At 50.2% G+C, this 23,000-nt stretch carries 28 protein-coding genes; 16 read left to right on the top strand and 12 right to left on the bottom strand.

Annotated elements, in window-relative coordinates:
• Positions 1-18 precede the first annotated feature (18 nt).
• The 7 genes from BTA51_RS13560 (at position 19) to BTA51_RS13530 (ending at position 5,167) form a co-directional block, all read left to right on the top strand.
• The gene (locus BTA51_RS13560; RefSeq protein WP_094708011.1) at positions 19-402 is read left to right on the top strand and encodes a nuclear transport factor 2 family protein; all 384 of its coding nucleotides are present in this window, start codon (positions 19-21) and stop codon (positions 400-402) included.
• 130 nt (positions 403-532) lie between these two features.
• Entirely contained in the window at positions 533-1,279 is a 747-nt protein-coding gene (locus BTA51_RS13555; RefSeq protein WP_094708009.1) for an alpha/beta fold hydrolase, read from the top strand.
• A gap of 128 nt (positions 1,280-1,407) precedes the next feature.
• The gene (locus tag BTA51_RS13550) at positions 1,408-1,971 is read left to right on the top strand and encodes a nucleotidyltransferase family protein (RefSeq protein ID WP_246841032.1); all 564 of its coding nucleotides are present in this window, start codon (positions 1,408-1,410) and stop codon (positions 1,969-1,971) included.
• 165 nt (positions 1,972-2,136) lie between these two features.
• On the top strand, positions 2,137-3,210 hold the full coding sequence (locus tag BTA51_RS13545; RefSeq protein ID WP_094708005.1) for a carbohydrate kinase: 1,074 nt from the start codon (positions 2,137-2,139) through the stop codon (positions 3,208-3,210).
• Positions 3,207-4,127, top strand: a complete 921-nt coding sequence (locus BTA51_RS13540) for a pseudouridine-5'-phosphate glycosidase (protein ID WP_094708003.1) — start codon at positions 3,207-3,209, stop codon at positions 4,125-4,127. The genes BTA51_RS13545 and BTA51_RS13540 overlap by 4 nt, the downstream gene beginning before the upstream one ends.
• Before the next feature lie 218 nt (positions 4,128-4,345).
• Positions 4,346-4,756 (top strand): DUF805 domain-containing protein, encoded by a 411-nt coding sequence (locus BTA51_RS13535; RefSeq protein WP_094708001.1) that lies wholly within the window; start codon positions 4,346-4,348, stop codon positions 4,754-4,756.
• Positions 4,757-4,903: 147 nt separating this feature from the next.
• Positions 4,904-5,167 (top strand): hypothetical protein, encoded by a 264-nt coding sequence (locus BTA51_RS13530; protein WP_094707999.1) that lies wholly within the window; start codon positions 4,904-4,906, stop codon positions 5,165-5,167.
• 32 nt (positions 5,168-5,199) lie between these two features.
• On the opposite strand, the gene BTA51_RS13525 is transcribed toward BTA51_RS13530, so the two are convergent.
• Positions 5,200-5,580, bottom strand: coding sequence for a hypothetical protein (locus tag BTA51_RS13525; RefSeq protein WP_094707997.1), 381 nt, complete (start codon positions 5,578-5,580; stop codon positions 5,200-5,202).
• Positions 5,581-5,755: 175 nt separating this feature from the next.
• Here BTA51_RS13525 and BTA51_RS13520 point away from each other — a divergent pair, with 175 nt between their 5' ends.
• A complete protein-coding gene (locus BTA51_RS13520) occupies positions 5,756-5,974 on the top strand; it encodes a helix-turn-helix domain-containing protein (protein ID WP_094707995.1) in 219 nt (72 codons plus the stop codon).
• A 44-nt stretch (positions 5,975-6,018) separates the two neighbouring features.
• Here the strand turns inward: BTA51_RS13520 and BTA51_RS13515 are convergent, their stop codons facing one another.
• The 10 genes from BTA51_RS13515 to BTA51_RS13470 all read right to left on the bottom strand — a co-directional run bounded on the left by BTA51_RS13515 (position 6,019) and on the right by BTA51_RS13470 (position 14,820).
• Positions 6,019-7,545, bottom strand: a complete 1,527-nt coding sequence (locus tag BTA51_RS13515; protein WP_246841031.1) for a nitrite reductase — start codon at positions 7,543-7,545, stop codon at positions 6,019-6,021.
• Between the two features lie 16 nt (positions 7,546-7,561).
• Positions 7,562-8,719, bottom strand: coding sequence for a heme d1 biosynthesis radical SAM protein NirJ (nirJ, locus tag BTA51_RS13510; protein ID WP_094707993.1), 1,158 nt, complete (start codon positions 8,717-8,719; stop codon positions 7,562-7,564).
• On the bottom strand, positions 8,719-9,285 hold the full coding sequence (locus BTA51_RS13505) for an AsnC family transcriptional regulator (RefSeq protein WP_141215593.1): 567 nt from the start codon (positions 9,283-9,285) through the stop codon (positions 8,719-8,721). The genes nirJ and BTA51_RS13505 overlap by 1 nt, the downstream gene beginning before the upstream one ends.
• Positions 9,260-9,775, bottom strand: a complete 516-nt coding sequence (locus BTA51_RS13500) for an AsnC family transcriptional regulator (RefSeq protein WP_141215592.1) — start codon at positions 9,773-9,775, stop codon at positions 9,260-9,262. The genes BTA51_RS13505 and BTA51_RS13500 overlap by 26 nt, the downstream gene beginning before the upstream one ends.
• A complete protein-coding gene (locus BTA51_RS13495; RefSeq protein WP_168188166.1) occupies positions 9,757-10,335 on the bottom strand; it encodes an Lrp/AsnC family transcriptional regulator in 579 nt (192 codons plus the stop codon). Before BTA51_RS13495 ends, BTA51_RS13500 begins: the two co-directional genes overlap by 19 nt.
• A 37-nt stretch (positions 10,336-10,372) precedes the next feature.
• Positions 10,373-10,861, bottom strand: a complete 489-nt coding sequence (locus tag BTA51_RS13490; protein ID WP_094707991.1) for an Lrp/AsnC family transcriptional regulator — start codon at positions 10,859-10,861, stop codon at positions 10,373-10,375.
• 2 nt (positions 10,862-10,863) lie between these two features.
• A complete protein-coding gene (locus tag BTA51_RS13485) occupies positions 10,864-12,189 on the bottom strand; it encodes a cytochrome D1 domain-containing protein (protein ID WP_094707989.1) in 1,326 nt (441 codons plus the stop codon).
• A complete protein-coding gene (locus BTA51_RS13480) occupies positions 12,186-12,536 on the bottom strand; it encodes a cytochrome c (protein WP_094707988.1) in 351 nt (116 codons plus the stop codon). The genes BTA51_RS13485 and BTA51_RS13480 overlap by 4 nt, the downstream gene beginning before the upstream one ends.
• An 81-nt stretch (positions 12,537-12,617) precedes the next feature.
• A complete protein-coding gene (locus BTA51_RS13475) occupies positions 12,618-14,345 on the bottom strand; it encodes a nitrite reductase (protein WP_094707987.1) in 1,728 nt (575 codons plus the stop codon).
• Positions 14,346-14,466: 121 nt separating this feature from the next.
• A complete protein-coding gene (locus tag BTA51_RS13470; RefSeq protein WP_094707986.1) occupies positions 14,467-14,820 on the bottom strand; it encodes a cytochrome c in 354 nt (117 codons plus the stop codon).
• Positions 14,821-15,012: 192 nt separating this feature from the next.
• On the opposite strand from BTA51_RS13470, the gene BTA51_RS13465 reads away from it, so the two are divergent.
• The 8 genes from BTA51_RS13465 to BTA51_RS13435 all read left to right on the top strand — a co-directional run bounded on the left by BTA51_RS13465 (position 15,013) and on the right by BTA51_RS13435 (position 22,247).
• On the top strand, positions 15,013-15,807 hold the full coding sequence (locus tag BTA51_RS13465; protein WP_094707985.1) for a CbbQ/NirQ/NorQ/GpvN family protein: 795 nt from the start codon (positions 15,013-15,015) through the stop codon (positions 15,805-15,807).
• Between the two features lie 191 nt (positions 15,808-15,998).
• Positions 15,999-16,439, top strand: coding sequence for a cytochrome c (locus tag BTA51_RS13460; RefSeq protein ID WP_094707984.1), 441 nt, complete (start codon positions 15,999-16,001; stop codon positions 16,437-16,439).
• A gap of 12 nt (positions 16,440-16,451) precedes the next feature.
• Positions 16,452-17,855: a cbb3-type cytochrome c oxidase subunit I gene (locus tag BTA51_RS13455; RefSeq protein WP_094707983.1), complete on the top strand. Its 1,404-nt coding sequence runs from the start codon at positions 16,452-16,454 to the stop codon at positions 17,853-17,855.
• Between the two features lie 102 nt (positions 17,856-17,957).
• Positions 17,958-19,802: a nitric oxide reductase activation protein NorD gene (locus BTA51_RS13450; RefSeq protein ID WP_094707982.1), complete on the top strand. Its 1,845-nt coding sequence runs from the start codon at positions 17,958-17,960 to the stop codon at positions 19,800-19,802.
• Positions 19,803-20,055: 253 nt separating this feature from the next.
• Positions 20,056-20,223 carry a hypothetical protein gene (locus BTA51_RS30180; RefSeq protein WP_168188165.1) on the top strand — a complete coding sequence of 56 codons (168 nt, stop codon included), beginning with the start codon at positions 20,056-20,058 and terminating at the stop codon, positions 20,221-20,223.
• A complete protein-coding gene (locus BTA51_RS13445) occupies positions 20,216-20,770 on the top strand; it encodes a hypothetical protein (RefSeq protein WP_094707981.1) in 555 nt (184 codons plus the stop codon). The genes BTA51_RS30180 and BTA51_RS13445 overlap by 8 nt, the downstream gene beginning before the upstream one ends.
• Before the next feature lie 15 nt (positions 20,771-20,785).
• Positions 20,786-21,034, top strand: a complete 249-nt coding sequence (locus BTA51_RS13440) for a hypothetical protein (protein ID WP_094707980.1) — start codon at positions 20,786-20,788, stop codon at positions 21,032-21,034.
• 109 nt (positions 21,035-21,143) lie between these two features.
• Positions 21,144-22,247, top strand: coding sequence for a PilT/PilU family type 4a pilus ATPase (locus tag BTA51_RS13435; RefSeq protein WP_094707979.1), 1,104 nt, complete (start codon positions 21,144-21,146; stop codon positions 22,245-22,247).
• Between the two features lie 273 nt (positions 22,248-22,520).
• Here the strand turns inward: BTA51_RS13435 and BTA51_RS13430 are convergent, their stop codons facing one another.
• Positions 22,521-22,997: a hypothetical protein gene (locus tag BTA51_RS13430; protein ID WP_094707978.1), complete on the bottom strand. Its 477-nt coding sequence runs from the start codon at positions 22,995-22,997 to the stop codon at positions 22,521-22,523.
• Positions 22,998-23,000: the final 3 nt, after the last annotated feature.

Raw genomic sequence — 23,000 nt, 5'->3', positions numbered from 1 at the left:
AAGCAAGAGGAAGCAAATATGTCTCAGGAAACGATTAATCAGGTGATGGCCGCCAGTCAGGCATGGATAGCAAAATTCAATCAGCATGATCTGGAAGGGTGTCTCGAGGGATACCTCACCGATGCCTCCATGAAGGTGGCTCCTGTTGGTGAATTCGTCGGTGCGGGAGCTATCGCTTTATTCTGGCGGGATTTCGCCAGGCATCATCCCGCCGAACTGAAATACAGCAATGTGGACATCAAGGTTATCGATGACAGAAATGCCGTTCTGGCCGCTGATTGGAGCATGAACATTGCCAGCGGATTTATCAGTAAAGAGTTATGGGTGAAGCAGGACTCCGGTGAATGGAAATTGGCACAGGATGACTTTTCTGTTCTGGCCCTGAGTATTTCCCGGGACTAAAGATTTTGGATGGTCATTTTATCAATTGATAAATGACCAATATCCAGGAACACCCAATATCAACGAGAACTGGTGCTAACGAGAACTAGTACCAACGAGAACTGGCATCAACGAGACGAAGAGAGAGCTTATGAGTCAAAGTACATTTATTCTGGTACATGCTGCATGGCTGGGCGCCTGGGCATGGCACGATGTTGCTCAAATACTGGTGGAGCAGGGACATTCCGTTGTTGTGCCGGATTTGCCGGGGCATGGCGGAGATAATACTCCAGCCGGTGATATTCATCTCAAGGATTATGTCGACAGGATCATGCTTGAAGTGGATCGGTCCGATGGTCCGGTTGTATTGGTGGGGCACAGCTTTGCCGGTATCGTCATCAGTCAGGTGGCGGAAATTGCTGGACCGGAAAAAGTCAAAGGTCTGGTATATGTTGCCGCGTTTCTGTTGCCGGACGGGGGAAGCTTTATTGATGCAGTCTCTGGAGTGACAGACTCGGTGGCAGTGGAGCACTTCTATCTTTCCGGAGATGAAACCACGGCTCATGTTGCTGAAGAAAAAATGCATGAAGCGTTCGCCCAGGATGTTCCGCAAGAGGCGTTTATTGCCGCCAGCCAATTCTTTGTGCCAGAACCGGCAGCTCCATTAATGGAGAAGTTATCTTTAACCGGCGAAAACTACCGTGTTGTCCCCAGGTATTACATTGAGGCTACCGAAGATAAAGCCGTACCCATCACTGCACAGCGTGCCATGGCCTCTGCGGGTAATGTTCGCCGTACATTTTCTCTGAACACAGGGCATTGCCCGAACTTTTCCCAGCCGGGAAAGCTTGCAGAGTATCTGCAAGAAATACATGGTGAACTGAATCCCGCCAGGTAAACAGGCGGATAGCAGACCTCCATATCTGAGCTGTTGGATATGGAGGTTTCGAATATGGAGGTTATGACCTTGGTCGTCTGTTGACCGGGCAGGCGTATCGACGTACCTTCCCAGGAAATGAACAAACAGTGCTGGTGCCAATGGACAACATCATTGAATGGATTTCCCGGGATGACTTCAGGCTTAAAGCCATTGAATGTGTACATCAACTGGACTTGCCCCAATGTTATATCGCGGCAGGTTTTGTCCGAAATCTGGTCTGGGATCACCTTCATCAGTTTGATACAGGCTCTCCCCTTAACGACATTGATGTTATTTACTTCGATCCTGAAGAACCTGATGTCTCAACCAGTCATATCTTCGAGCGCGAACTCCAGTCACTGATGCCGGGCCCAAATTGGCAGGTTCGGAATCAGGCTTTCATGCACGAAAGAAACGGAGACCCTCCTTATCAAAGCAGCCTGGATGCCATGTCTTATTGGCCGGAAATGGAGACGGCGGTTGCTGTCAGGAAAGTTGCTGTCAGTAAAAAGGTAGAGGGAAACCTCGAGTGTATTTCTGCCTTTGGATTCGAATCACTGTTGAATCTTCAGATTACCTGGAATCCCAAGCGCTCACGCGCGGTATTTATCCAACGCGTCAAAGCCAAGGGATGGTTGGCTAAGTGGCCAATGCTCACCATGGCCAATTAATTCTCACCATAGTCAAATAAAGGTTAAGCCGTTCTTTGATGAGAGATCGGAAATCGCAACTTAGTGTCATGATGGGCGCATATTCCAACTTTTTCTTTGTTCTACTTGTCTTTGAGAATTTATCGAATTAACATTTGTTTTATATGTTTAACAACTGTTAATTTTATGAATTCCCAGGAATTGCTTGTTCTACAAGCTTTACAACATAATCCGCTGGCCAGCCAGCAGCAGATAGCCGACCAGTTGGGCATGTCCCGGGAGTCAGTGGCCGGACATATCATGCGTCTTACCCGCAAAGGAAAGATTCTGGGAAAAGGTTATATTTTTCCCGCCAGAAAAAATGTCGTGGTGATCGGTGGTACCAACGTGGATATCACCGGTACCAGCCATCAATCCTTTGTCGCAGAGGATTCCAATCCCGGATACATCAACCAGACGGCAGGCGGCGTTGCACGCAATATTGCGGAGAATCTGGTTCGTCTGGGTGCTCATACTCATTTGCTTTCAGCCGTTGGGAATGATGTGCGGGGCCGATGGCTATTGGAACAACTAGTTCAATGTGGACTCAGCACTGAGCATTGTCTGGTGAAACCTCAATTTCGCACAGGCACCTATCTGGCCATCAATAATTCTGAAGGTCAGTTGCAGGGGGCTGTCGCAGATATGGCGGTCATTGATGCCCTGGGAATTGATGACCTTGTCAGTCGTTTACCGTTGCTGCAATCGGCGAGCCATATTGTGGTTGAAGCTAATTGTTCTCCCGATCTGATCGAATGGATGTCCCAGCAGACCTTTAACGGTCCGGTATCTGCGGATGCTGTCTCTGAAACCAAAGCACCTCGCTTGGGACCTTTGTTGCCCCGGCTGGGTATGCTTAAGGTCAACCGCGCCGAGGCACGCGCTATTCTCAAGCAGGACAGCCCGGATCGCGAGATTATCCAGCAGTTGCTCTCCCTCGGAGTGGAAAAGGTCATTATGAGTCGGGGGAATGAAGGACTGATTCTGGCGACTCAAAACGAATTTATGGAATTCCCCTCTCTGGCGAACGAGATAGTGAATGATACCGGGGCCGGAGATGCATTGATGGCGGGAATCGTTTTCGCCGAATTACAGCAAATGCCGGCTCAGGATCAGGCGTCATTTGGCCTGGCCTGTGCTGCTATGACAATGGCATCAAACCTGGCAGTGAATCCTGAACTGAGCCTGAAACAGATTCAACATTGGATAGAAACCCCATGACATACAAATTGGATATCAGCCCTGAAGTCAGTACCGCACTTCGTAATAATCAGCCTGTCGTGGCTTTGGAAAGCACCATTATTTCCCATGGCATGCCATGGCCGGAAAATGCCGAAACAGCAAAAAGAGTGGAGCAGGTCGTCAGGGATAACGGCGCAGTGCCGGCCACAATAGCCGTTATTGACGGTCGCCTCAAAGCCGGATTAAGTCATGATGAAATTGATGTGCTGGCAAAGGCAGGGCTGTCCGTCACCAAGTGTTCCAGACGGGACCTGCCTTATGTCGTTGCTACCGGTCAGCATGGGGCCACGACCGTGGCGGCAACCATGATTATCGCAGCGATGGCAGGTATTCAGATTTTTGCCACCGGGGGCATAGGCGGCGTTCACCGTGGTGCCCAGCAATCTTTTGATATATCTGCAGATCTGCAGGAACTGGCCCACACCAGTGTGGCCGTTGTCTGTGCGGGTGCCAAATCGATACTGGATCTGGCCCTGACCAGGGAATATCTGGAAACCCAGGGTGTTCCGGTGCTGGGCTATCAAACAAATCAATTGCCGGCATTTTATACCCGTGAAAGTGACCAGACAGTGGACTATCGACTGGATGATCCCAAGCAGGTGGCGGACTTTCTCTCGGCTAAATGGCAGATGGGTCTTGACGGTGGCGTCGTGATTGCTAACCCGATACCGGAGTTGTACGCCATGGACAAGTCATTGATAGACCGAGCAATACAGCAGGCATTGGTGGAAGCTGAGCAGCAGCACATCTTTGGCAAGGAGTCCACGCCGTTTCTGTTAAAGCGGGTCGCGGAAATTACCGGCGGCTCCAGTCTGGAAAGCAATATTCAACTGGTTCTGAACAATGCCCGGCTGGCAGCCGAGATTGCAGGGGAGTTGGTACTTTCCAAAGCATAACTTAAAGGAAGGACTGTGTGTATCAACAGGCCTCTCACTTAGCTGGTTACAAATTTTACCAGTTACAAATGTAGACACATTTTTCTTTGTAAATGGTGACGATTTCTCTCACTTTGCAAAAATATCTGCTATATCAATATTTATAATGTCTGTTTTTTAGAGATGTTTTTACAGCTGTTTCTTGGAAATGAGAAAGCAACACCACACGGAGTTCAATAATGGATAGCAATGTTTATAAAACCCCAAATGCTGCGCTTAGCGAAGATAGGGGAGGATACGACACACTGACATTGAAGCAGGTTCTGTTTTCTTTTAGTGGCCGGGTAGGCAGGAAGGTATACTGGCTAGCCATCCTCGGGATGATTGCCTTTTGGGCCATAATCGGGGGGCTGGCGACAGTGCTCGGGAAAGATAGCAATGTGGTCGCTGCGATTGCCTTTGTTTTTTACATCCCATTTATCTGGATATCTCTGGCGGTTCAGGTCAAGCGCTGGCATGATCGCAATAAGTCCGGTTGGTGGGTTTTAATTGGAATTATTCCGTTGATCGGGGCTATATGGGTATTCATAGAAAATGGCCTGCTGGCAGGTGATCAAGGAATGAATGACTACGGGATGCCAAGTGCCTGATTGTCCTGACATAGCGTTTGGGACAGAACAAATCAGGTTCTGTTAAGTGATACCGGAGGCAACGATCTGAAAACGGCTCTGAAGCTTTTGCTGGCACTGGTCACAACCGCCCTGTGTTTATATGGGATTCATATATTCGGAGTAGGAATGTGGCCGGTGGCACTGATTATCGCCAGTATTCTGATGATTGCCTCCGTGTTTATTAAAGCTCTGGATTCTGTCGCCATCATAGTAGCCCGGATAATCGGGGGGCTGTCATTGGCAGGGCTGCTCCTGGGAATACTCGCCGGCTTTATTGGCGGAGCGTTTCACCTTTCTGAAAGTAACCAGATTGTCCTGGTCGGGCTGTTTGTTATGGCGCTTCTGGGGTTGCCGTTTTTTGCCTTCAGAATAGAGCCGAAAGACGCATAGCTTGAGGCCTGTTCCTGGTGGAAATACTACTTTTATTGTGTTCTGAGACTGGCCGGTGTGGTGGGAAGTTTGGTCGTTTTACACTCCACTCTATCTACAACGATAGATAAGGCCTGAGTTTCCAGCTTCATCCACTTTGCCAGGACATCGAGTTCGGTATCGTTAAACCTACCCTTTGCTTTTTTCCAGGTGGACGTTTGAAGATGTTCAATTGCCTGGGTAAATAGCTTCTCACGTTGGGAGAGATTCAGCGACTCCGGTAGTCGGGTCCATTCCTGACGGGCATCTTCCATGGTCAGTGATTCTTCCTTGATGAAACGGATAAAACATGGGGAAAGATGAGAGGCATGCTTCAGGAAAGTTCGCATCTCAGTAAGAAAAGATTCTAGGCTGGCTATTTTTGTATTAGTCATTTACTGGTGGTCCTTTCCATAGGAGATTACTGCACTTCCAATTGCTTATGGTGCACCAAAATAATCCGTTTCCCCCGATATTTTGTTACGGTTTATTTTGTTATGCTCCGGTTTTGGAGCAATGATGTCAGATTGATTTCAAGGAATCAAGCTCTGGGACTGGAGTGCAAAAGAAATGAATTTGATCGGCGCGAATGTAAAACGTTTTAGGGAAATTCAACAACTTACGCAAGACCAACTGGCAACACGATGCAAAATTGAGGGTTGGAATTTGAGTCGGGGGACGCTTGCTAAAATTGAAGCAAGGGTCCGTCGGGTGACGGACTATGAAGTGGCAACCATGGCCAAGGCTCTGCGTATCAGTGTTAGTGAACTGTTTAGTGAGCCGAATTAGTTCAACTTCATCCTATACTTCCACAACTAGTTTCTGTTAGCGGCTTAATGACTGGTGCCGCTCACATAATGCGTTTTATTGAAAACATTATATTTACCCGAGGGCTTGGACATGGGAAGACGTGTGACTTCCTTTAAGGTTTTAGCATCGTAAACGATCAATGCTCCATCCATTTCCCACAGACTGACTAAAGCATAACGACCGTCCTTGGTGAATTCCACGTGAGCCGCAGTTTTGCCCGGTTCCGGAGTGATGGTTGCCGCTATTTCCAGGGTATTTTTATCAATCACATGGAGCTTGTCTTTATTCGGGCCGAAGAATACGTCTACCCAGGCATAGGGTGAACCTTCGTGACTTCTGGCAAAGAATCCCGGACCCAAAGTGGGAATCGTCTTCACCTGACTCCAGTCGTTCATATTGATGACTGACAGTGCCCCTTCTTTCAAATGGGGAATAAGCAGCAGGGGACCCTGTTGGCTGTTCCAGCTGATGCCTGACCCCAAGTGGGGCATACCTGGAAGGTCCAGTTTGGCGACCGGTTTTCCCGAATCCAGGTCTATTACCTGACCACTATCGCCGTTACGGGATGCTCCGATCAGGTGTTGGTATTCCTGATCAAAGAAGAAATCATCCAGGTAGTCTTCTGTCGCAATCTTTCGAATGGGAAAGTCTGGTTGTGCATAGGAGATTTCCCAGACTTCTTTGATGTCCTTGAGTGCCGCGATAAAGCTGTTCCTTTGCGGTGCAGTATATACGGCGCTGACCCTGGAGCTTTCATCGGCGCTGCGTACCGGGATGGTTCCGACCAAGCTCAGGCGGTCCGCATCGAGAAGGGTGAGGGTGTGGGGAAGATAGTTGGCCACCATGACCCAGCGTCCGTCAGCCGATAAGGCCAGATTGCGGGTGTTGATGCCTGCCCGGATCTCCGCCACTGTTTTAAGATTATAGATGTCAAACTGGCTGATCCATCCATCGCGGGATGCAAAATACACATAGCGGCCATCGGGTGAAAATTTGGGGCCGCCGTGTAACGCGTAGCGGGTTTTGAAACGGTGTATGGGCTTGAAGGTATCTCCGTCCAATAGGGTGGCGTGATGATCACCACTTTCCACCACGATAAAGAGATTCATCAGATCCGCAGAGAAGACCGGTTTGTTTCCCAGGGAAGATGCAGGGAAGTACACCTGACGAGAGTTCCGTATTGCATCATCATTCCATTCCACAGGTTGAGCTGACGGGGAAAATATATAACTCGCCAGATGCTCTGCGTCACTTGGTGACAGTGTTCCGTCAAATGCGGGCATTTGGGTTGCCGGCCGACCATGCAGAATGACATCAATCGCCAGCTTCGGTTTGAGGCGCCCCAAATTTTCCGGCAATAGCGCCGGGCCTATCCCTCCCAGCCTTTGTGGGTGATGGCAGGAGGCACAATGATTTTGGTAAAGCGTTTCTGTATCGGTACTGGCCCTGGTTTTGGCCGCCATGGATAAACTGTCATCAGCTAACACCGAAAAAGAGAGGCCGTAGCCAAGTATCAGAGCCGATAGTTTCATGTGGACAGACCGCTTCATAGAGTGTTCCTTGTCACTAATGGATCTTCTGAGGAAGATTGATTTCCTCATCGGTAAGATAACAACCAGGATCTTCCGCCCAGAAGTCACCGCCGCTTTGGGTATATCCCCTGACACGGGTGTTACCGTTACATATCTGTCTGGCGGCGCAGGACTGGCAGCGCCCTTGTAGAGGGCGAGGCTGACTCCGTAGGCCCAGCATGAAAGGGTCCTGGGTATTGCGCCAGATGTCAGAGAAGGGGCGTTCTTTGACATTTCCCAGATGGTGATTCCACCAGAAGGTATCGGGGTGGACTTCGCCGGTATTGTCGATATTGGCTATTCCGATTCCAGAGGCATTACCGCCCCAATGCTCAAGACGGGATTTCAACTCCGACATCCGGTCGGGGTAACGGCGTGCAGCCCAGGCCAGCAGGCAGGGGCCGTCAGCATCGTTATTGCCGGTGACGTACTCGGTATTCCTACCACTTAAAAGATCCTCGTGTGCACGATCGAATAGTCGTTCCATGGCCTCTCGTGTCGTTTGATGAAAGGCATCTCGTTTGCGGTTTCGCAGACCCCTTCCGGCATAGTTAAGATGAGAGAGATAGAACTTATCAATGTCACGTTCGTGCATCAGGTCGAGAATGGCCGGTAGTTGTTCAGCATTGTTTTCCGTAAGCGTAAAGCGCAAGCCCACTTTGACTCCGGCTTCCTTACACCGTTCGATGCCTTCAAGGGCGGACTTGAAACATCCCTGTTTCTGGCGGAATTCATCATGTGTGCTTTCCAGGCCGTCGATACTGACACCGACATAGTCAAATCCGGTGCGGGCTATCTGGTCTGCGATGTTCTTGTCCATCAATGTGCCGTTGCTGGAGAGCCCCACGTAAAGTCCCAGACTTTTCGCATAGGCGCCGATCAGGAATATATCCTTGCGCAGTAATGGTTCTCCTCCGGACAATATGACTGCCGGAACCCGCATTTCCCTGAGATCATCCAGGGTGTTGTAGATCTGGTCAGTACTTAATTCTCCGGGAAAGTCGATGTCTGCCGAGATGGAATAACAATGGCGGCAGGTCAGGTTGCAGCGCCGGATCAGGTTCCAGATGACAACCGGGGCAGAAGGTTTGCCGCGGGGGACAAAAGGCTCGTTGTGGGTCAGGGACCTCATATATTGTGTGATTCTGAACATTACCGGTCACCTCTGAATCGTAAGCCGGTCTTTTTCAGAATTCGTGTACTAAACAAAACGTCATGGGCTCTGCAGGCGTCGCCGAGGATTTCGGTCATTTCGCGGAAGCAGGCATTCAGTTCGGATTTTTGCTTTCCATGTACCATGGCGAACAGGTTATAGCGCCATTCAGGTAACTGCCTGGGGCGCAGATAACAGTGGCTGACGTAGGGGAGGGTGCCTAGTTTCTGGCCAAGCTTGTGCACCTGGCTGTCTTCCACATCCCAGACGGTCATGGCATTTGCCTTGTAGCCCAGCTTGTAATGATTTGGGACCGCTCCGATTCTGCGAATACATCCGGACGCAAGCATGCGTTCAAATCGGGCCTTCACTTCGTCTGCGGAGGTTCCCAGCTGTTTGGCCAGCGCTTCAAAGGGTCGTGAAACCAGCGGTAGTCCTTCCTGGGTGAGAAGAATGAGTTGCCGGTCCAGTTGCGACAGCGTACCGGTATTTTCGTCAACCAATTCAACGGGCGTATCCCGTCCTGGTACCTGCTCGAGGTCAGGCTTTAAAGTGGAGGCCAACATAGAATTCCCTCTGCTTGGGTAGGTTGTAAACGGGGTAACCGGTTTCAGATTCAATTGATTCGATGACCTCTTGAATCTGGAACTCTTGTTCGGTGGCAATGACAAACCAAATGTTAAAGTCATGGTCACGCTCATAGTTATGCGCAACCTCCGGGTGACGATTGACCATTTCTGCAATACGGCTGACTTCGTCTGCAGGAACCCGCATGGCTGCAAGGGTTAATGCCCCTCCCAGTTGTTCGGCGTGAAACAATGGCCCGAACCGAGTTAAGTAGCCGTGATTGAGCAAGTCTTTCAGTCGATCCAGTACGACGCCTTCGCTGGTGCCCAATGCCCGGGCTATCCGGGCGAAAGGTTCATCGCAGATCGGCAATCCATACTGAAGTGTGTTGATGAGAGTGCGATCCAATTCTTCCAGTTCATATTCCGGTTGTGTGCTTCTGACCACTCCCGGCTTTACGGATTCCTCTTCTAGCTGTGCAGTGTGCATGTCGCCTCCTTCTCACGATCGATTTGGGCGAAGGTGTATTTGCCGCCACATTGTTTGAACTGTTTCAGGCTGAACAATATCCGGCTGGGGATATCGCTGAGTCCACATTGCTGCTTGAGTTGTTGAAGGCGCTGCAGAACCTCTTCTCGGTTTTTGCCATGAAGCATGCAATAGAGGTTGTAGGGCCAAAAGTCTCCGCAAGCCCTGCGTTGGTAGCAGAGCGACACCAGACCGGTGGCGCTGATCGCTTTACCGACCTTGTCCACATCTGACGGAGGAATCTGCCATACCACCATGGCATTGCTGGTGTAGCCGATTTTGTGGTGGTTGATCACAATGCCGAAACGACGGATCAGTTTCTCCGTCTGCCAGACATCAAGCTGGTCCAACACCTGCTGTTCTGTCAGCCCGGTTTGTTGTGCCAGAGAAAGGTAAGGTCGCTCGACCAGTGGCAGCCCCTCCTGTATCAATGCCCGCAGGTAGGCGAGGCTTTCAGGATCAATGGCTCCTGTATTGAGCGGCGCTGTCGGATTCAGATTTTCGATGTATGAAGTCTGCATGATGATTTCTCCTGATCGTTTGTCCGATGGCTGGGCTCTAGTCAAATTCTGGTCTGAATCCCAGATCAATGTGATAGGGCCTGACCATCGGAAAACACCAGACTTTCATTTCTGTGGCGGCTTCAATATTGCCAATTACTGTTGTCAGGTGATCCTGGTCTGAGGCGGTCACTACAAACCAGAGATTCAATTCATGTTCACGCTGATAGTTATGGTTAACCTCTTGAAATCCGTTGATCAGCGCTGCGGTTCGTTCCAGATGCTCATTAGGAACAGCGATTGCTGCGAGAGTGCTGGCCCCGGCTTTTTTGTGATTGAAAACAGGTCCGACTCTGGAAATTACACCTTCCTGTTTGAGTCGCTGGAAACAGTTCAACACCTCCTGTTCACTACACCCCAACTCGTTGGCGATTGTCAGAAAAGGTCGGGATGTCCGTGGGAAGTTTTTTTGGTAGCGACTGAGCACGGCCTTATCCAATGTACTTAACGCCGGTTGCCGTTCATCGTTCCTGATTTCTGGCTTCATGGTCACAGTCCTATTCGATTGGCTCTTGAGGTAAAAAAGATTCCACTGGGTGCAGTAGCCGCCAGGCTGGTGATGGGCTGCATGCGATAGGGATCATAGATATCCACTCGATTCTCATCTCGCACGGACACCCAAAGCTGTTCACCTCTTGGTGTAAACTCCATGTGCAATACCGCTTTGCCGGCATTGATCGTCTTGATTACCTGCAAGCTGGCCACATCGATTACCTGCAGGACATTGTTATCGGGGTGTGCGAAATTAACCCAGACCCTTCTTGCGTCAGGCTGTGCCATGACAAATACAGGCTGACTGTGGGTGGGGATGCGGCGGATGATATCCCAGGTGAGAGCATCGATGACCAACACCTCATGATGCCCTACACCCGGAGCAAAAATGTAGTGTCCGGCCTGGGTCCAGCCTTCAAGGTGGGGCATCTTGTACACGGGCAGACGTTGTTCGCCGGGGCCGTATGAAGGCATGATTCTTTGTATGCCCTGTTCCGGTTGCCACAGGTCGAGTTTTGCCATGCCGTTTTCGCCGAACAGACCGGCAATATAGTATCGACCCTCAGGTGTGATCAGCGCGTCATAGGGTTGTCTGCCAATGTCTGTGAACTTCTCAACGGCAGGTTGCAGTCCGGCTTGCTGAGGATCGCTGTCCTCCATTGTGATGAGCCAGATTTCGTTGCTATCGAACAGACTGACGGCAAAACGGTTATTGGGGACATCCACAAGGCCGACGGTTTTGGAATGTTTGGGAAGTGGCTGGTCAGAAGGTTTCTGCTTATCTGATTGGTTCGATTGCTCCGATTGACCTGATTCGTCTGAAGTGTCTGCCAGCAGGGTGGAAGGGATATTCGCCACCAGATTGAGAGTGTCTGATCTGAAGATGTTCACACCGCCGGGATCATAGTTGGATACGGCCACATATTGACCGTCCTGGCTGATCGCTCCACCGATACTGTTGCCGGCCTGAACTATCCGCTTGGCAATTTTTCCCTGTAGCAGATCGACTTTGGTAAGACCGCCGTCTCTGCCGAATACATATCCAAAACGCTGATCTCGGGAATACACCACGGAAGCATGAGATAAATCACCCAGCCCCTCAACTCTTTGCAGAACTTCGGGATGGGTAGTATTGACGATGAGTACACTGCCGCTGGTGCGCTCAATAATCAGACCAAGGTCACCGGTACCTCCACGATAAATATCCGAAACTTCGTTCTCATGTCCTGTGGAAACCGGGTTTCCAGGTGAAATACAGGAGGTCGTCAACAGCGCTGACAGAAGCAGCAACAGTGTTTTGAATATCCGGTTCAAATGTGTCATTGGGGATCCTTATCAATAAAGTCTCCATTGAGGAGCCCTTGGCTGATCCACGCGATCTCCGCGTCAGTGAGCAGGTCCTTCCAGGGCGGCATTGCGGTGTCTGGTTTACCGAACTTGATGATGGCGCGGATCGCGTTGATATCAAGCCGTTCGATTTCACTTGGCCGTAACGGCGGTCCAAGACCTCCTTTCAGGTAGTAGCCATGGCAGGAACCGCAATCCTGTCTGACCATGTTGGTCAGTCCGGCATGATCCAGCGTCTCTGAGTCTGCAAAGCAAACCGTCGTTGTGATGCTGATCAGGAGGGCAGCCACATTTGGTATCCATTGATTATTCCTGCCGAACATGACCTGAAAATCTCCTTGTATCGAACTTGGCCATGTCCCGCGTCGGCACTCACCGATGACGACGCGGGCAGGCCTCCTGGTTTAGTAAATGTCGTGCTGTGTATTGAAGACGTTGAACTTCCCGGTCGGGGTGACCAGACGGGCATCCTTAATCACGTTCTTCAATGCCAAAGTTTTGTCATCCACCACCACGATGGCAGATTCCTGTTCTTTTCCGTTCCACACGGAGAACCAGACTTCATCACCGCTCTGATTGAATTCCGGCTGGACCACTCTTTTGGGTCCTTCTCCCAGACCAGACCACTCGGCAATGGGCAGCACTTTGAATTTGCCTTCGATGTTGTTGAGATCAAAGACGGCCACGGACTGACTGATACCGGCATCCGGATTCAGAGGCGTGTCCACATAGAGATGGTGGGATTCGGGGTGGGTTTTGATAAATAAAGACCCGCCTCCCTGTGCGTCAAGCGTACGGACCATTTTCCAGGCGCTGTCCGGGTGTTTGTCCGGGTCAGTACCGATCACCGCGATGCTGCCGTCACCCAGGTGACTGGTCGCCCAGACCGGCCCGAATTGTTTGTCGATAAAGTTGGCTCCACGGCCGGGATGGGGAATAGCGCCCACATCAACCAGGGCTTCCAGTTCGCCTTCTTTGGAATCAATAACGGCGACCTTGTTGGATTTATTGGCGGCAGTCAGGAAATAGCGATGAGTGCTGTCCCATCCACCATCGTGAAGAAATCTTGCTGCATCAATCGTAGTGACTTTCAAAGAATCGATATCTTCGTAGTTGACCAGCAGAATTTTCCCGGTTTCTTTGACGTTGATGATGAACTCAGGCTTTTCGTGGGAAGCCACAATTGCTGCCACACGGGGCTCAGGATGATATTCCTGGGTATCCACCGTCATGCCGCGTGTAGAGACAATCCTCAGCGGCTCCAGCGTCTCGCCGTTCATGATGACGTATTGTGGTGGCCAGTAAGACCCGGCAATCGCGTAGGTGTCTTCGAAGCCCTTGTACTTGGATGTCTCTACAGAGCGTGCTTCCAGGCCAACTTTGATCTCTGCCACCGTGGCGGGTTCTTTCATCCACAAGTCAATCATGTTGACTTTGGCATCGCGTCCGATAACAAAGAGGTATCTACCGGAAGAGGACATGCGGGAAATATGCACGGCATAGCCGGTTTTAATGACCGTTACGATTTCTTTACTGTCTCCGTCTATCAATGCAATTTGGCCTGCATCGCGCAGGGTGACGGAGAATAGATTTTTCAGGTTGAGATCATTGAGTTGTTTCTTGGGCCGGTCTTCCGGTTTTACCAATACTTTCCAGGTGTTTTTCATTTCGCCCATGCCCCACTCGGGAGGCTGAGGCGGTTCATGTTGGATGAAGCTTGCCATCAGTTTGACTTCTTCTTCACTGAGTTCACCGGATGTTTTCCAGCTGGGCATACCTGCCGGTGATCCATAACTGATCATGGCTTCAAGGTAGGCAGAGCCTTTTGCCTGGGTGATATCCGGTGTCAGTGGTTTGCCAGTAGCGCCTTTTCTCAATACGCCATGGCAACCGGCGCAACGTTCAAAGTAGATCCGGGTGGCTTTGTGGAACTCTTCTTCGGTGAGATCCGGTGCACCGGGAGACTTGACAATATTGACCCCTTCACCAGTCATGGCTGTGGGGCCGCTTTCATATTGTCCGGGGTTGGCATGAGCGCGTTCCGCTTCGGACTCCGCGAGGGCCAGCGCGCTGGCTGTGCCAATGGCAACCGTCAGGGCTGAGATAAGTAGTGGATGTGTTGTTCGTTGCATAACATGTTCCTTCTCATCATGAGCGTTTCGTTATGTCTGTCGGTAAGACCCCCAAGCCGAGCAGGATCTTCCGGAATCCAGGTAAATGTTCGGTTGATCTTGGAACTTCAAATCCGGGAACTTATTTAAGTTCGCTGTAATAGGCAGAAAGATCGTCGATATCTGCATCCGATAAAGGTTTGGCCATACTGGACATCATGGGATCGCTACGGGTGCCATCGCGAAACGCTTTAAGTTGTTTGGCCAGATAACCTTTCTTTTGCCCGGCCAGATTTGGCCACAAGTCGTTACCACTGATACCTACGGCTCCGTGGCAACCGGCACAGGTTGCTGATTTTGTTTTACCCGCTGCAGGATCGGCAGCGAAAGAAGTGGTCGAAAGAAGAGATAACAGGAGTATTGGAATAACTACGGTGATCTTGATTGCATTCGCGGTGATCTTGATTGCATTCGCGGTGATCTTGATTGCATTCATAGTATGCCCCTCATTACGGACGGTATTAAGATTCGTAGGCCCATCGAGGGTAGGTGACTGACGCTCGCGTAAAGTTGATACGGATCAATAAAATTCCTACAACAAAGGGTAGTACCCCATTAGAGGTACTGGCGGATTCATCGCATTCGGTTAGGGTATTCCTGCGATGATTTCTAGAAGGAAACCCTGCTGATGAAGACTGACAAGGAGGCACCTTTTTACCTTCCACAGGGAGGTGAAATCACTCTGTTTGAGCGTGCCGCGGAACACCGTTTACCGGTATTGGTGAAAGGTCCCACAGGTTGTGGGAAAACACGATTTATCCAACACATGGCACATAGACTGGAGCGCCGTCTTTATACTGTGGCCTGCCATGATGACCTGACGGCGTCTGACTTGGTGGGGCGCCATTTGATCAGCGGAGAGGGAACATTCTGGCAGGACGGCCCTTTAACCCGATCCGTGCGAGAAGGTGCAATTTGTTATTTGGATGAGGTGGTGGAAGCTCGCAAAGACACCACTGTTGTTCTGCATCCGTTGGCAGATGACCGGCGCTTGTTACCACTGGAGCGCACGGGAGAGGTTCTGGAAGCGGATCCGCATTTCCTGTTGGTTGTGTCCTATAACCCGGGTTACCAGAACATCCTTAAGGGAATGAAACCCAGTACCCGTCAGCGCTTCGTCGGAATCAGCCTGGATTATCCGGTGCCTGAGATCGAAGCCCGGGTGGTTCAGACAGAGGGTGGGGTGGATGAATTACTGGCCCGTCGTATCGTTGAGTTGGGACAGGCCTTACGCCGACTTGAGCAGCATGATCTCGAAGAGGCGGCCTCAACGCGACTATTGATCTATGCAGCGAGATTAATTTCAAGTGGCATGGATCCCGTTCAGGCGTGTCACGCCTGCATGGTGGAGCCGCTTACAGACGACGTTTCAACCATCAGGGCATTACAGAAAATTATCGACATTCATTTTGGGGCTCAGTAGCCGTCGTACCCCTGATGGGGTATAGGGGCATCGGTTACCCGGTCATTTGATTTCAGTCAATTTCGCCGTTATGTCGGCGGCTAAGATGGTCGAAGCCAAATATCGAATGCCTGGAAAATCCAGAAAAAATAGGCTGTTTCAAAGTACCTTATATCATTACATCCAGATGAGCTCATCTCAGGGAGAAGACCATGCCGGATAAATTCAGCAAAAGCGCCGCACGTAATATTTATTATGGCGGTAGTATTTTTTTCATCCTCCTGTTTCTTGCTTTAACGTTTCAGACTGTTGGCGCTCTGCCGAAGAGAGATAACCGGGACCAGCTTACGGAAGCTGTTGCCAGGGGAAAGGAAGTGTGGGAGCAGAATAATTGCATTGGTTGCCACACATTAATGGGGGAGGGCGCCTATTACGCTCCCGAACTTGCCAATGTTTATGATCGCCGGGGCGGTGAGGAAGCTTTTACGCTGTTTCTGAAGAGCTGGATGGCGGCACAACCTCTGCCGACACCCGGGCGCAGGAAGATGCCCCAGTTTCACCTGAGTGACCAGGAAGTGGAAGATCTCGCAGAGTTTCTGAAATGGACGTCAAAAATCGACGATAACAACTGGCCCCCCAATATCGAAGGATAAGGAGAGAGCGGCATGAAATATCAATCGCAGTCAGTTGCCAAACCCTATTTTATTTTTGCATTGATACTGTTTGCCGGGCAGGTTCTGTTTGGACTGGTGCTTGGGCTGCAGTATGTGGTGGGAGATTTCCTGTTTCCCGAAATACCTTTTAACGTGGCCCGAATGGTACACACCAACCTGCTGATCGTCTGGTTGTTGTTCGGATTTATGGGGGCCACATACTTTCTGGTACCCGAGGAGTGTGATACGGAACTGCACAGTCCGAAGCTGGCCTGGATTCTGTTTTGGATTTTTGCGGCTGCCGGAACCCTGACGATATTGGGATATCTATTGGTCCCATACGCTACCCTCGCCGAGATCACCGGGAATAAATTCTTCCCCACCATGGGGCGGGAGTTTTTGGAGCAGCCGACCATTACCAAAGTGGGGATTGTCGTTGTCGCTCTTGGGTTCCTGTACAACGTCGGCATGACAATTCTCAAAGGCCGTAAAACGGTTATCAATATGGTGCTGATCACCGGTCTCATCGGTCTGGCGGTCATGTTTCTGTTCAGCTTCTACAACCCCAGTAATCTGGCCCTGGACAAATATTTCTGGTGGTGGGTCGTGCATCTATGGGTAGAAGGAGTCTGGGAATTGATACTCGGCGCCATACTGGCATTCGTGTTGATTCGAGTGACAGGTGTCGACAGGGAAGTGGTTGAAAAGTGGCTGTATGTGATTATCGCCATGGCATTGATCACCGGGATTATCGGTACCGGCCACCATTACTACTGGATTGGACCTGAGCCATACTGGCATTGGCTGGGCGGCATTTTCTCTGCACTGGAACCGTTACCATTTTTTGCGATGACCATATTTGCATTCAACATGGTCAATCGTCGCCGTCGGGTGCACCCAAACAAAGCCGCGACACTGTGGGCGATGGGAACTGCCGTAATGGCCTTTCTGGGAGCCGGTGTATGGGGCTTCCTGCACACGCTGGCGCCGGTCAACTACTATACCCACGGAACCCAGATTACCGCAGCGCATGGTCATATGGCCTTCTATGGCGCTTACGCCATGATTGTACTGACGATCGTTTCCTACGCCATGCCGATTCTCAACGGGCGTACTGAGGGCAACTGTAACCGTTCACAGGTCGTCGAGATGTGGGGCTTCTGGCTGATGACCGTTGCCATGGTATTCATCACGCTGTTCCTGACCGGTGCGGGTATTTTGCAGGTCTGGCTGCAGAGGCTTCCTGATGCACCGACCGCGCTGCCCTTTATGGTAACCCAGGACAAAATTGCCATTTTCTATTGGCTGCGTGAAGGTGCTGGTGTTGTGTTCCTGCTCGGTCTGATTTGCTATTTCTCCAGCTTCTTTGTTGGAGAGCGGGAAACCGAGCTGACAGCGGTTCCTGAGAGTGCTTGAGGCTGCATTGGCAAGAAATGAAAACCGATCCGGCAAGTAATGAAAGCCGATCTGGCGAGTAATGAAAACCGATCTGGAAAGTGCTGGAAATTGGCCTGAATTATGTTTGAAGTAGAAGAATGGGTGGGCAACCTCTGGCATAGGCTGGCCACCCGCTATGCTGACAGCCGCTATCCTCAGGCCAAGGTCACTTTGGAGGAAGTCCGCAAGGAAGTGGGGATCATCTACCGGGCTATGGGAGGCGTTGCCGGAGTCCGGATAGAGGCTGCCGTAGAGCGTCCATTAACCGTTCCGAAAACGTTGATGCAACGGGTTGCCGGCAGCCAACGAAAGATCCCATTGCCTTATCTTGATGATGAGGTTTTGGCTCTGCCGGAGGAAATCGCCGTATTTCCTGATAGAACGCATAACTACGATCTCTATATTTTCTTAGCATCGCTGGCCGCCCAACCGTCTTTGGATGAAGATTTTGTCGTCGATTCCTGTACTCGAATCAGTCGCATGAATCGAGTCTTTCCTTCAATGGCAGCCCGCTATCAAGAGATGGTTGAGGCTTACCTCTCTCTACGAATGCCTCCTGAGCAATTGCCTGACCCCATGCACCATCGCGAGAAGGCAATTTGGGAGGCTTTGCGAAACCCCGCGTCGTGTCAGATTTCGAACGGTACTGTTGAAGGATTATTACCCGTTCCGTTCTGGCTTTACCCCTCTCTTCGACACGAAAGCCAAGCTCCCCGCCGTCAAGGTCTGGAGTCCGACTCCCGGCAAAGAGACGAACAGGAAAAGGTCGATTTAAAACACAGTTCAAAAAAAGCCAGAAGCGAATATGTTGATGACCACGAAGGTGACAAGGGACTCTTGGTGTTTCGCCTGGAGAATCTGTTCAGTTGGTCTGAATACCTTCAGCTTGATCGCACCGCGGATGACAGTCCGGAGGATGATGCTGAAAGAACCGCAGAGGATCTGGATCACCTGAGTTTATCCAGGCAGGAGTACGGCGGTAGCAAGCGGATCAGGATAGATCTCGATCTGCCCTCTGCCCAGGAAGATGATACCCCGCTGGGTTCTGGAATCTGGTTGCCTGAGTGGGATTATCGCAAACAGCAGTTGATACAAGATCATTGCTGTGTGCAACCTATGTTTGATCACAGAAGCCGGCAAAGCGGGGTTCCCGATAGGTTGCGTTGTAAAGTAAGGGATGTTCGTGCGCAGTTTGAGCAGCTTCGCCCAATGCGCTATTGGCAGCGTAACCAGTCAGATGGCGAAGAAATTGAACTGGACCGCTGGCATGATTTCTGTGCGGATAAGAAGGCCGGACATACGATAGAGCGTCCGATGTATCGGAGCTTTAGTGGCAGGCTGCGCGATCTGGATTGCCTGTTATTGGCAGATTTATCCATGTCTACCGATGCCTACGTGGACAATCACCGGAGAATCATCGACATCATCGCTGATGCGCTGTTGTTGTTCTCTGAGGCATTGGACAGTGTCGGCGACAGGTTTGCGCTTTATGGATTTTCCTCGCGCAAGCGCCAGCATGTCAGATTCAATATCATCAAGAACTTCTCAGAACCCTACACGGATACTATCAGGGGGCGGATCATGGCCTTGAAACCGGGGTTCTATACCCGGATAGGAGCTGCAATTCGCCAGGCAGTATCCGTCCTGGAAGACCAATGTGCCTCTCGCCGTCTTTTGCTCATTTTGACCGACGGCAAACCCAATGACGTTGATTTATATGAAGGCCGTTACGGGCTGGAGGATACCCGCGAAGCGGTGCTGGAAGCACGTCGCCGGGGTTTGATACCTTTTTGCATTACTGTCGACCGGGAAGCCAATCAGTATCTGCCTTATCTTTTTGGCGACAAAGGATATGCCCTGGTAAACAATATTGAGCAGTTGCCTCAGGAACTACCCCGGTTGTATTCCCTGTTAGTTGGCCAATAGCGCTGGAGACAGATCTCTGATGCTAGAGCCAATGACAATATCCGGGGCCTGTTGTTGCTCGCTACGCACCTGGCGTCCGGTATGTACGTCACTTGCGAATTTCCCGACTTGAGCTAGCTTTTCTAATGAGGCCTACTGTTTCTGTGGGCCGGATCTGGCCAAGGATTCTGTCTGGCCAAACGGTTGGAATGGCTCCTGCTCCTTGCCAATCCAAGGTTCGCAGGAATGCCAGCAGCATGGGAGGATGCTGGTTATGGACTTTTTACTGCCTTTCCTGTTTGCCCTGGTGCTTGTTCTCTTTCTGTTTATCTTCATAGATAAACCTTCTCCTCAACAGATTCTCACATCAAAGAACCAGCAGCCCGCTCGCTCGGCTGATCGACGTTCAAAACGCTATCTCCAGGAAAGCAATAATGAATAGATCCTGTGCGATGAAAGCTCTGGCTATCGTGTTTGTTTCTGCTTTGGTAGGGGGGAATGCCGGCTGTGTCAGCGTTCCCCAAGCCGCCATTGATGTTAACAAACAGGTCTCTAATGGGATTTCGACGATTGGAGGTAACGGGATCGCCATGGTCGATGCCTGGGAGGAATCAGCCTATAACATGCTTGATGAGCGATGGGCGAAAATATACGCCAAGGCGGATTCAACCTACAGAACCAGGAAGGGGGTGGCGCAAGGTGCTCAGTTGACGTACCAGCAACAGGAAGACATTGCTGGTCTGGCGGTTCTCATCCGGTCAGACGTCAGGAAAAAGATCAAGGATGAAGCTGACAGCATGAGAGGCATCATTGCCTCGAATGTGAAGAATACTGTGGAAGCCAATGACAGTATCACTGGCCTGCTTGCCAGTGCGAGTGCCGTTTCCAGCCTGCAGAAATCGGCTTTGAAAGAAGTTGGCAGTCTGATTCCGATCCCGCCTGTAATAGGTTCATTTATTACCAACTCACTAGCCAAAGCCGATTTATGATGGAGGATTGATGCGATGGGCCTGAATGATCTCAGAAATGAATTTGGACCAGACATCTCGCAGATTGCCGATGATGTGGGTAACTCCCTTCCCATGTCCAAACCGCAATTGCGTACAGCGTTTAGTGATGATGAACTGAAAGACCTCCACAATATGATCCAGGATGTTAATCAGGCATCTGATGATAACCAGAAAATTGCCAAAGTGGCCAATCATGCGAAGACCGCGTTTAACCTGTTGAAGAAGCTTGGTGTGGGGCTTTAAGTCGTTATATCTGATGAAGCCTGAAAGATGAGTGTGACCTGGGTAAATCAGGTATAGAAAACTACACTTAATAAAACTCTGGATCAGCCGGCATTCATGGGGGCGACTTGTGGAACTCTTACCCTATTTGAAGAACATGGTGGAAAAGCGTGCCTCGGACCTGTATTTCTCAACAGGCGCGCCGGTGTCGATGAAAGTGGAGGGCGTCACTTCCCATATTACTCAACATGTTATGAACCCTGGTGCCACCAAAAAGCTGGCCTATTCAGTGATGAATGACCACCAGCGAGCTGAGTTTGAAAAAGAACTGGAACTCGATCTGGCCATTACCGTTGAACAATTGGGACGGTTTCGCCTCAATGTATTTCTGCAGCGGAATGAGGTGGCATTGGTCATCCGTTATATCACCTCGGAAATACCCACCATTGAAAGTCTTAATCTTCCCCTGCTGTTAAATGATCTGGTGATGGAACCCCGAGGCTTGGTGCTGGTAGTGGGAACCACCGGGTCGGGAAAATCCACAACCCTGGCTTCCATGATCGAATACCGGAACCAACATAAAACCGGACATATCCTGACGATCGAAGACCCCATTGAATATCTTCACCATCACCACCGATCCATGGTGAATCAACGGGAAGTCGGCGTGGATACCCATTCGTTCAACAGCGCTTTGCGCCGCGCTATGCGGGAGTCTCCGGACGTCATCATGCTGGGTGAGATCCGTGACCGGGAAACCATGCAGCAGGCCATTACCTATGCGGAAACCGGACATCTGTGCCTTTCCACGCTGCATGCCAGTAACGCGGACAAAGCACTAAGGCGCATCGTTAACTTCTTTCCTGAAGCCGCCCATGCCGAGCTGTTTATGGATTTGTCTCTGCATCTGAGGGCGATCATCTCGCAACGGTTGTTAGTGGGAACAGATAATAAAAGAATACCTGCTGTCGAAGTGCTCCTGGCAAGCCCCTATGTCAAAGACCTGATCGGAAAAGGCGATATCGACAACATCCACGAAGCGATGGAAAAGAGTACGGATCAGGGCATGCAGTCCTTTGACCAGTCATTACTTGACCTTATTCACCAGGGCAAAATTACCAATGAAGTTGCACTGGATAATGCCGACTCGCGGAATAATCTGGCGATCAAGATCCGATTGGAAGGAGGCAGGGGATTATCACCAGGAAGTGGGATGAGATTGAGTGATAGGTAGGGAAAGATTTCCTGTAGGGGCGGACCTGTGTGTCCGCCCTTGTGCCGATAGATGATAAATCCTGACCCGTTTCAAATCTATTCTGATCTTAGCAATGCTTATCCCAAGAGAGGAAGATGAAAACTCTGAAAAGAAGGTGTCCCATATGCAAAAAAGTACGGCTGTAACTAGATATGTCATTCCGAGAGAACAACGGACCTCTTCAATAGAAAGATTTCGATGTTCTTCTTGTCAGAATGTCTTGCGATATAACTACTGTGAAATTTTCCTCGATTACGTCCAGTCCGTAGACAGTTCACTTAAAGTGTTACTCAGTACTTCGATTAAGTAGGGTTTATCGATGGTTAATCCGTATACTTTTCCAATTTCAGATTGTGGCTCGTGCCTTGGATCCCAGAACGAATAAACAATTCTGTCTTCGGTTCCGTTGTTATAGAAATAGCAACTGGCTGAGCATGTGGTGATGTCATAACATAGCACTTTGTGAAAGTCGTTATCAGCGAGGTCAAATATCTCGAATATACGATCATCATTAGTGCCGACAAAATCTTTTTGGTAAAAGGAGTTGCCTTTTAACTTTTGGATTTCGCGCTCAAGATGAGTGTAAAAGGTTGGTAGATAAACAATACTATCAAACTCTGTTAAGTGTCTATTGTCCAGCCAGGTTTGAATTTCCTGTTGTTGCTTGGACCCCTCCCAAAAGTTTCCAATACCCAGTGCTACTGCTTCTTTATTACCAATGATTTTCATTTC

The sequence above is a fragment of the Hahella sp. CCB-MM4 genome (assembly GCF_002260525.1).
Lineage (GTDB): Bacteria > Pseudomonadota > Gammaproteobacteria > Pseudomonadales > Oleiphilaceae > Hahella.
Note: the sequence above shows the minus strand (reverse complement) of the source record. Positions and strands in the feature narration are given on the sequence as shown.

Excerpts from the sequence above, each read along its gene's own strand:
- BTA51_RS13560 (WP_094708011.1), top strand. The coding sequence starts at position 19 with ATGTCTCAGGAAACGATTAATCAGGTGATGGCCGCCAGTCAGGCATGG.
- BTA51_RS13430 (WP_094707978.1), bottom strand. The coding sequence starts at position 22,997 with ATGAAAATCATTGGTAATAAAGAAGCAGTAGCACTGGGTATTGGAAAC.
- BTA51_RS13515 (WP_246841031.1), bottom strand. The coding sequence starts at position 7,545 with ATGAAGCGGTCTGTCCACATGAAACTATCGGCTCTGATACTTGGCTAC.
- BTA51_RS13525 (WP_094707997.1), bottom strand. The coding sequence starts at position 5,580 with ATGACTAATACAAAAATAGCCAGCCTAGAATCTTTTCTTACTGAGATG.
- BTA51_RS13520 (WP_094707995.1), top strand. The coding sequence starts at position 5,756 with ATGAATTTGATCGGCGCGAATGTAAAACGTTTTAGGGAAATTCAACAA.
- BTA51_RS13535 (WP_094708001.1), top strand. The coding sequence starts at position 4,346 with ATGGATAGCAATGTTTATAAAACCCCAAATGCTGCGCTTAGCGAAGAT.
- BTA51_RS13490 (WP_094707991.1), bottom strand. The coding sequence starts at position 10,861 with ATGAAGCCAGAAATCAGGAACGATGAACGGCAACCGGCGTTAAGTACA.
- BTA51_RS13480 (WP_094707988.1), bottom strand. The coding sequence starts at position 12,536 with ATGTTCGGCAGGAATAATCAATGGATACCAAATGTGGCTGCCCTCCTG.
- BTA51_RS13485 (WP_094707989.1), bottom strand. The coding sequence starts at position 12,189 with ATGACACATTTGAACCGGATATTCAAAACACTGTTGCTGCTTCTGTCA.
- BTA51_RS13475 (WP_094707987.1), bottom strand. The coding sequence starts at position 14,345 with ATGCAACGAACAACACATCCACTACTTATCTCAGCCCTGACGGTTGCC.
- BTA51_RS13465 (WP_094707985.1), top strand. The coding sequence starts at position 15,013 with ATGAAGACTGACAAGGAGGCACCTTTTTACCTTCCACAGGGAGGTGAA.
- BTA51_RS13500 (WP_141215592.1), bottom strand. The coding sequence starts at position 9,775 with ATGCACACTGCACAGCTAGAAGAGGAATCCGTAAAGCCGGGAGTGGTC.
- BTA51_RS13505 (WP_141215593.1), bottom strand. The coding sequence starts at position 9,285 with ATGTTGGCCTCCACTTTAAAGCCTGACCTCGAGCAGGTACCAGGACGG.
- BTA51_RS13530 (WP_094707999.1), top strand. The coding sequence starts at position 4,904 with ATGTGGCCGGTGGCACTGATTATCGCCAGTATTCTGATGATTGCCTCC.
- BTA51_RS13545 (WP_094708005.1), top strand. The coding sequence starts at position 2,137 with ATGAATTCCCAGGAATTGCTTGTTCTACAAGCTTTACAACATAATCCG.
- BTA51_RS13540 (WP_094708003.1), top strand. The coding sequence starts at position 3,207 with ATGACATACAAATTGGATATCAGCCCTGAAGTCAGTACCGCACTTCGT.
- BTA51_RS13440 (WP_094707980.1), top strand. The coding sequence starts at position 20,786 with ATGGGCCTGAATGATCTCAGAAATGAATTTGGACCAGACATCTCGCAG.
- BTA51_RS13470 (WP_094707986.1), bottom strand. The coding sequence starts at position 14,820 with ATGAATGCAATCAAGATCACCGCGAATGCAATCAAGATCACCGCGAAT.
- nirJ (WP_094707993.1), bottom strand. The coding sequence starts at position 8,719 with ATGTTCAGAATCACACAATATATGAGGTCCCTGACCCACAACGAGCCT.
- BTA51_RS30180 (WP_168188165.1), top strand. The coding sequence starts at position 20,056 with ATGGACTTTTTACTGCCTTTCCTGTTTGCCCTGGTGCTTGTTCTCTTT.
- BTA51_RS13555 (WP_094708009.1), top strand. The coding sequence starts at position 533 with ATGAGTCAAAGTACATTTATTCTGGTACATGCTGCATGGCTGGGCGCC.
- BTA51_RS13455 (WP_094707983.1), top strand. The coding sequence starts at position 16,452 with ATGAAATATCAATCGCAGTCAGTTGCCAAACCCTATTTTATTTTTGCA.
- BTA51_RS13450 (WP_094707982.1), top strand. The coding sequence starts at position 17,958 with ATGTTTGAAGTAGAAGAATGGGTGGGCAACCTCTGGCATAGGCTGGCC.
- BTA51_RS13445 (WP_094707981.1), top strand. The coding sequence starts at position 20,216 with ATGAATAGATCCTGTGCGATGAAAGCTCTGGCTATCGTGTTTGTTTCT.
- BTA51_RS13495 (WP_168188166.1), bottom strand. The coding sequence starts at position 10,335 with ATGCAGACTTCATACATCGAAAATCTGAATCCGACAGCGCCGCTCAAT.
- BTA51_RS13460 (WP_094707984.1), top strand. The coding sequence starts at position 15,999 with ATGCCGGATAAATTCAGCAAAAGCGCCGCACGTAATATTTATTATGGC.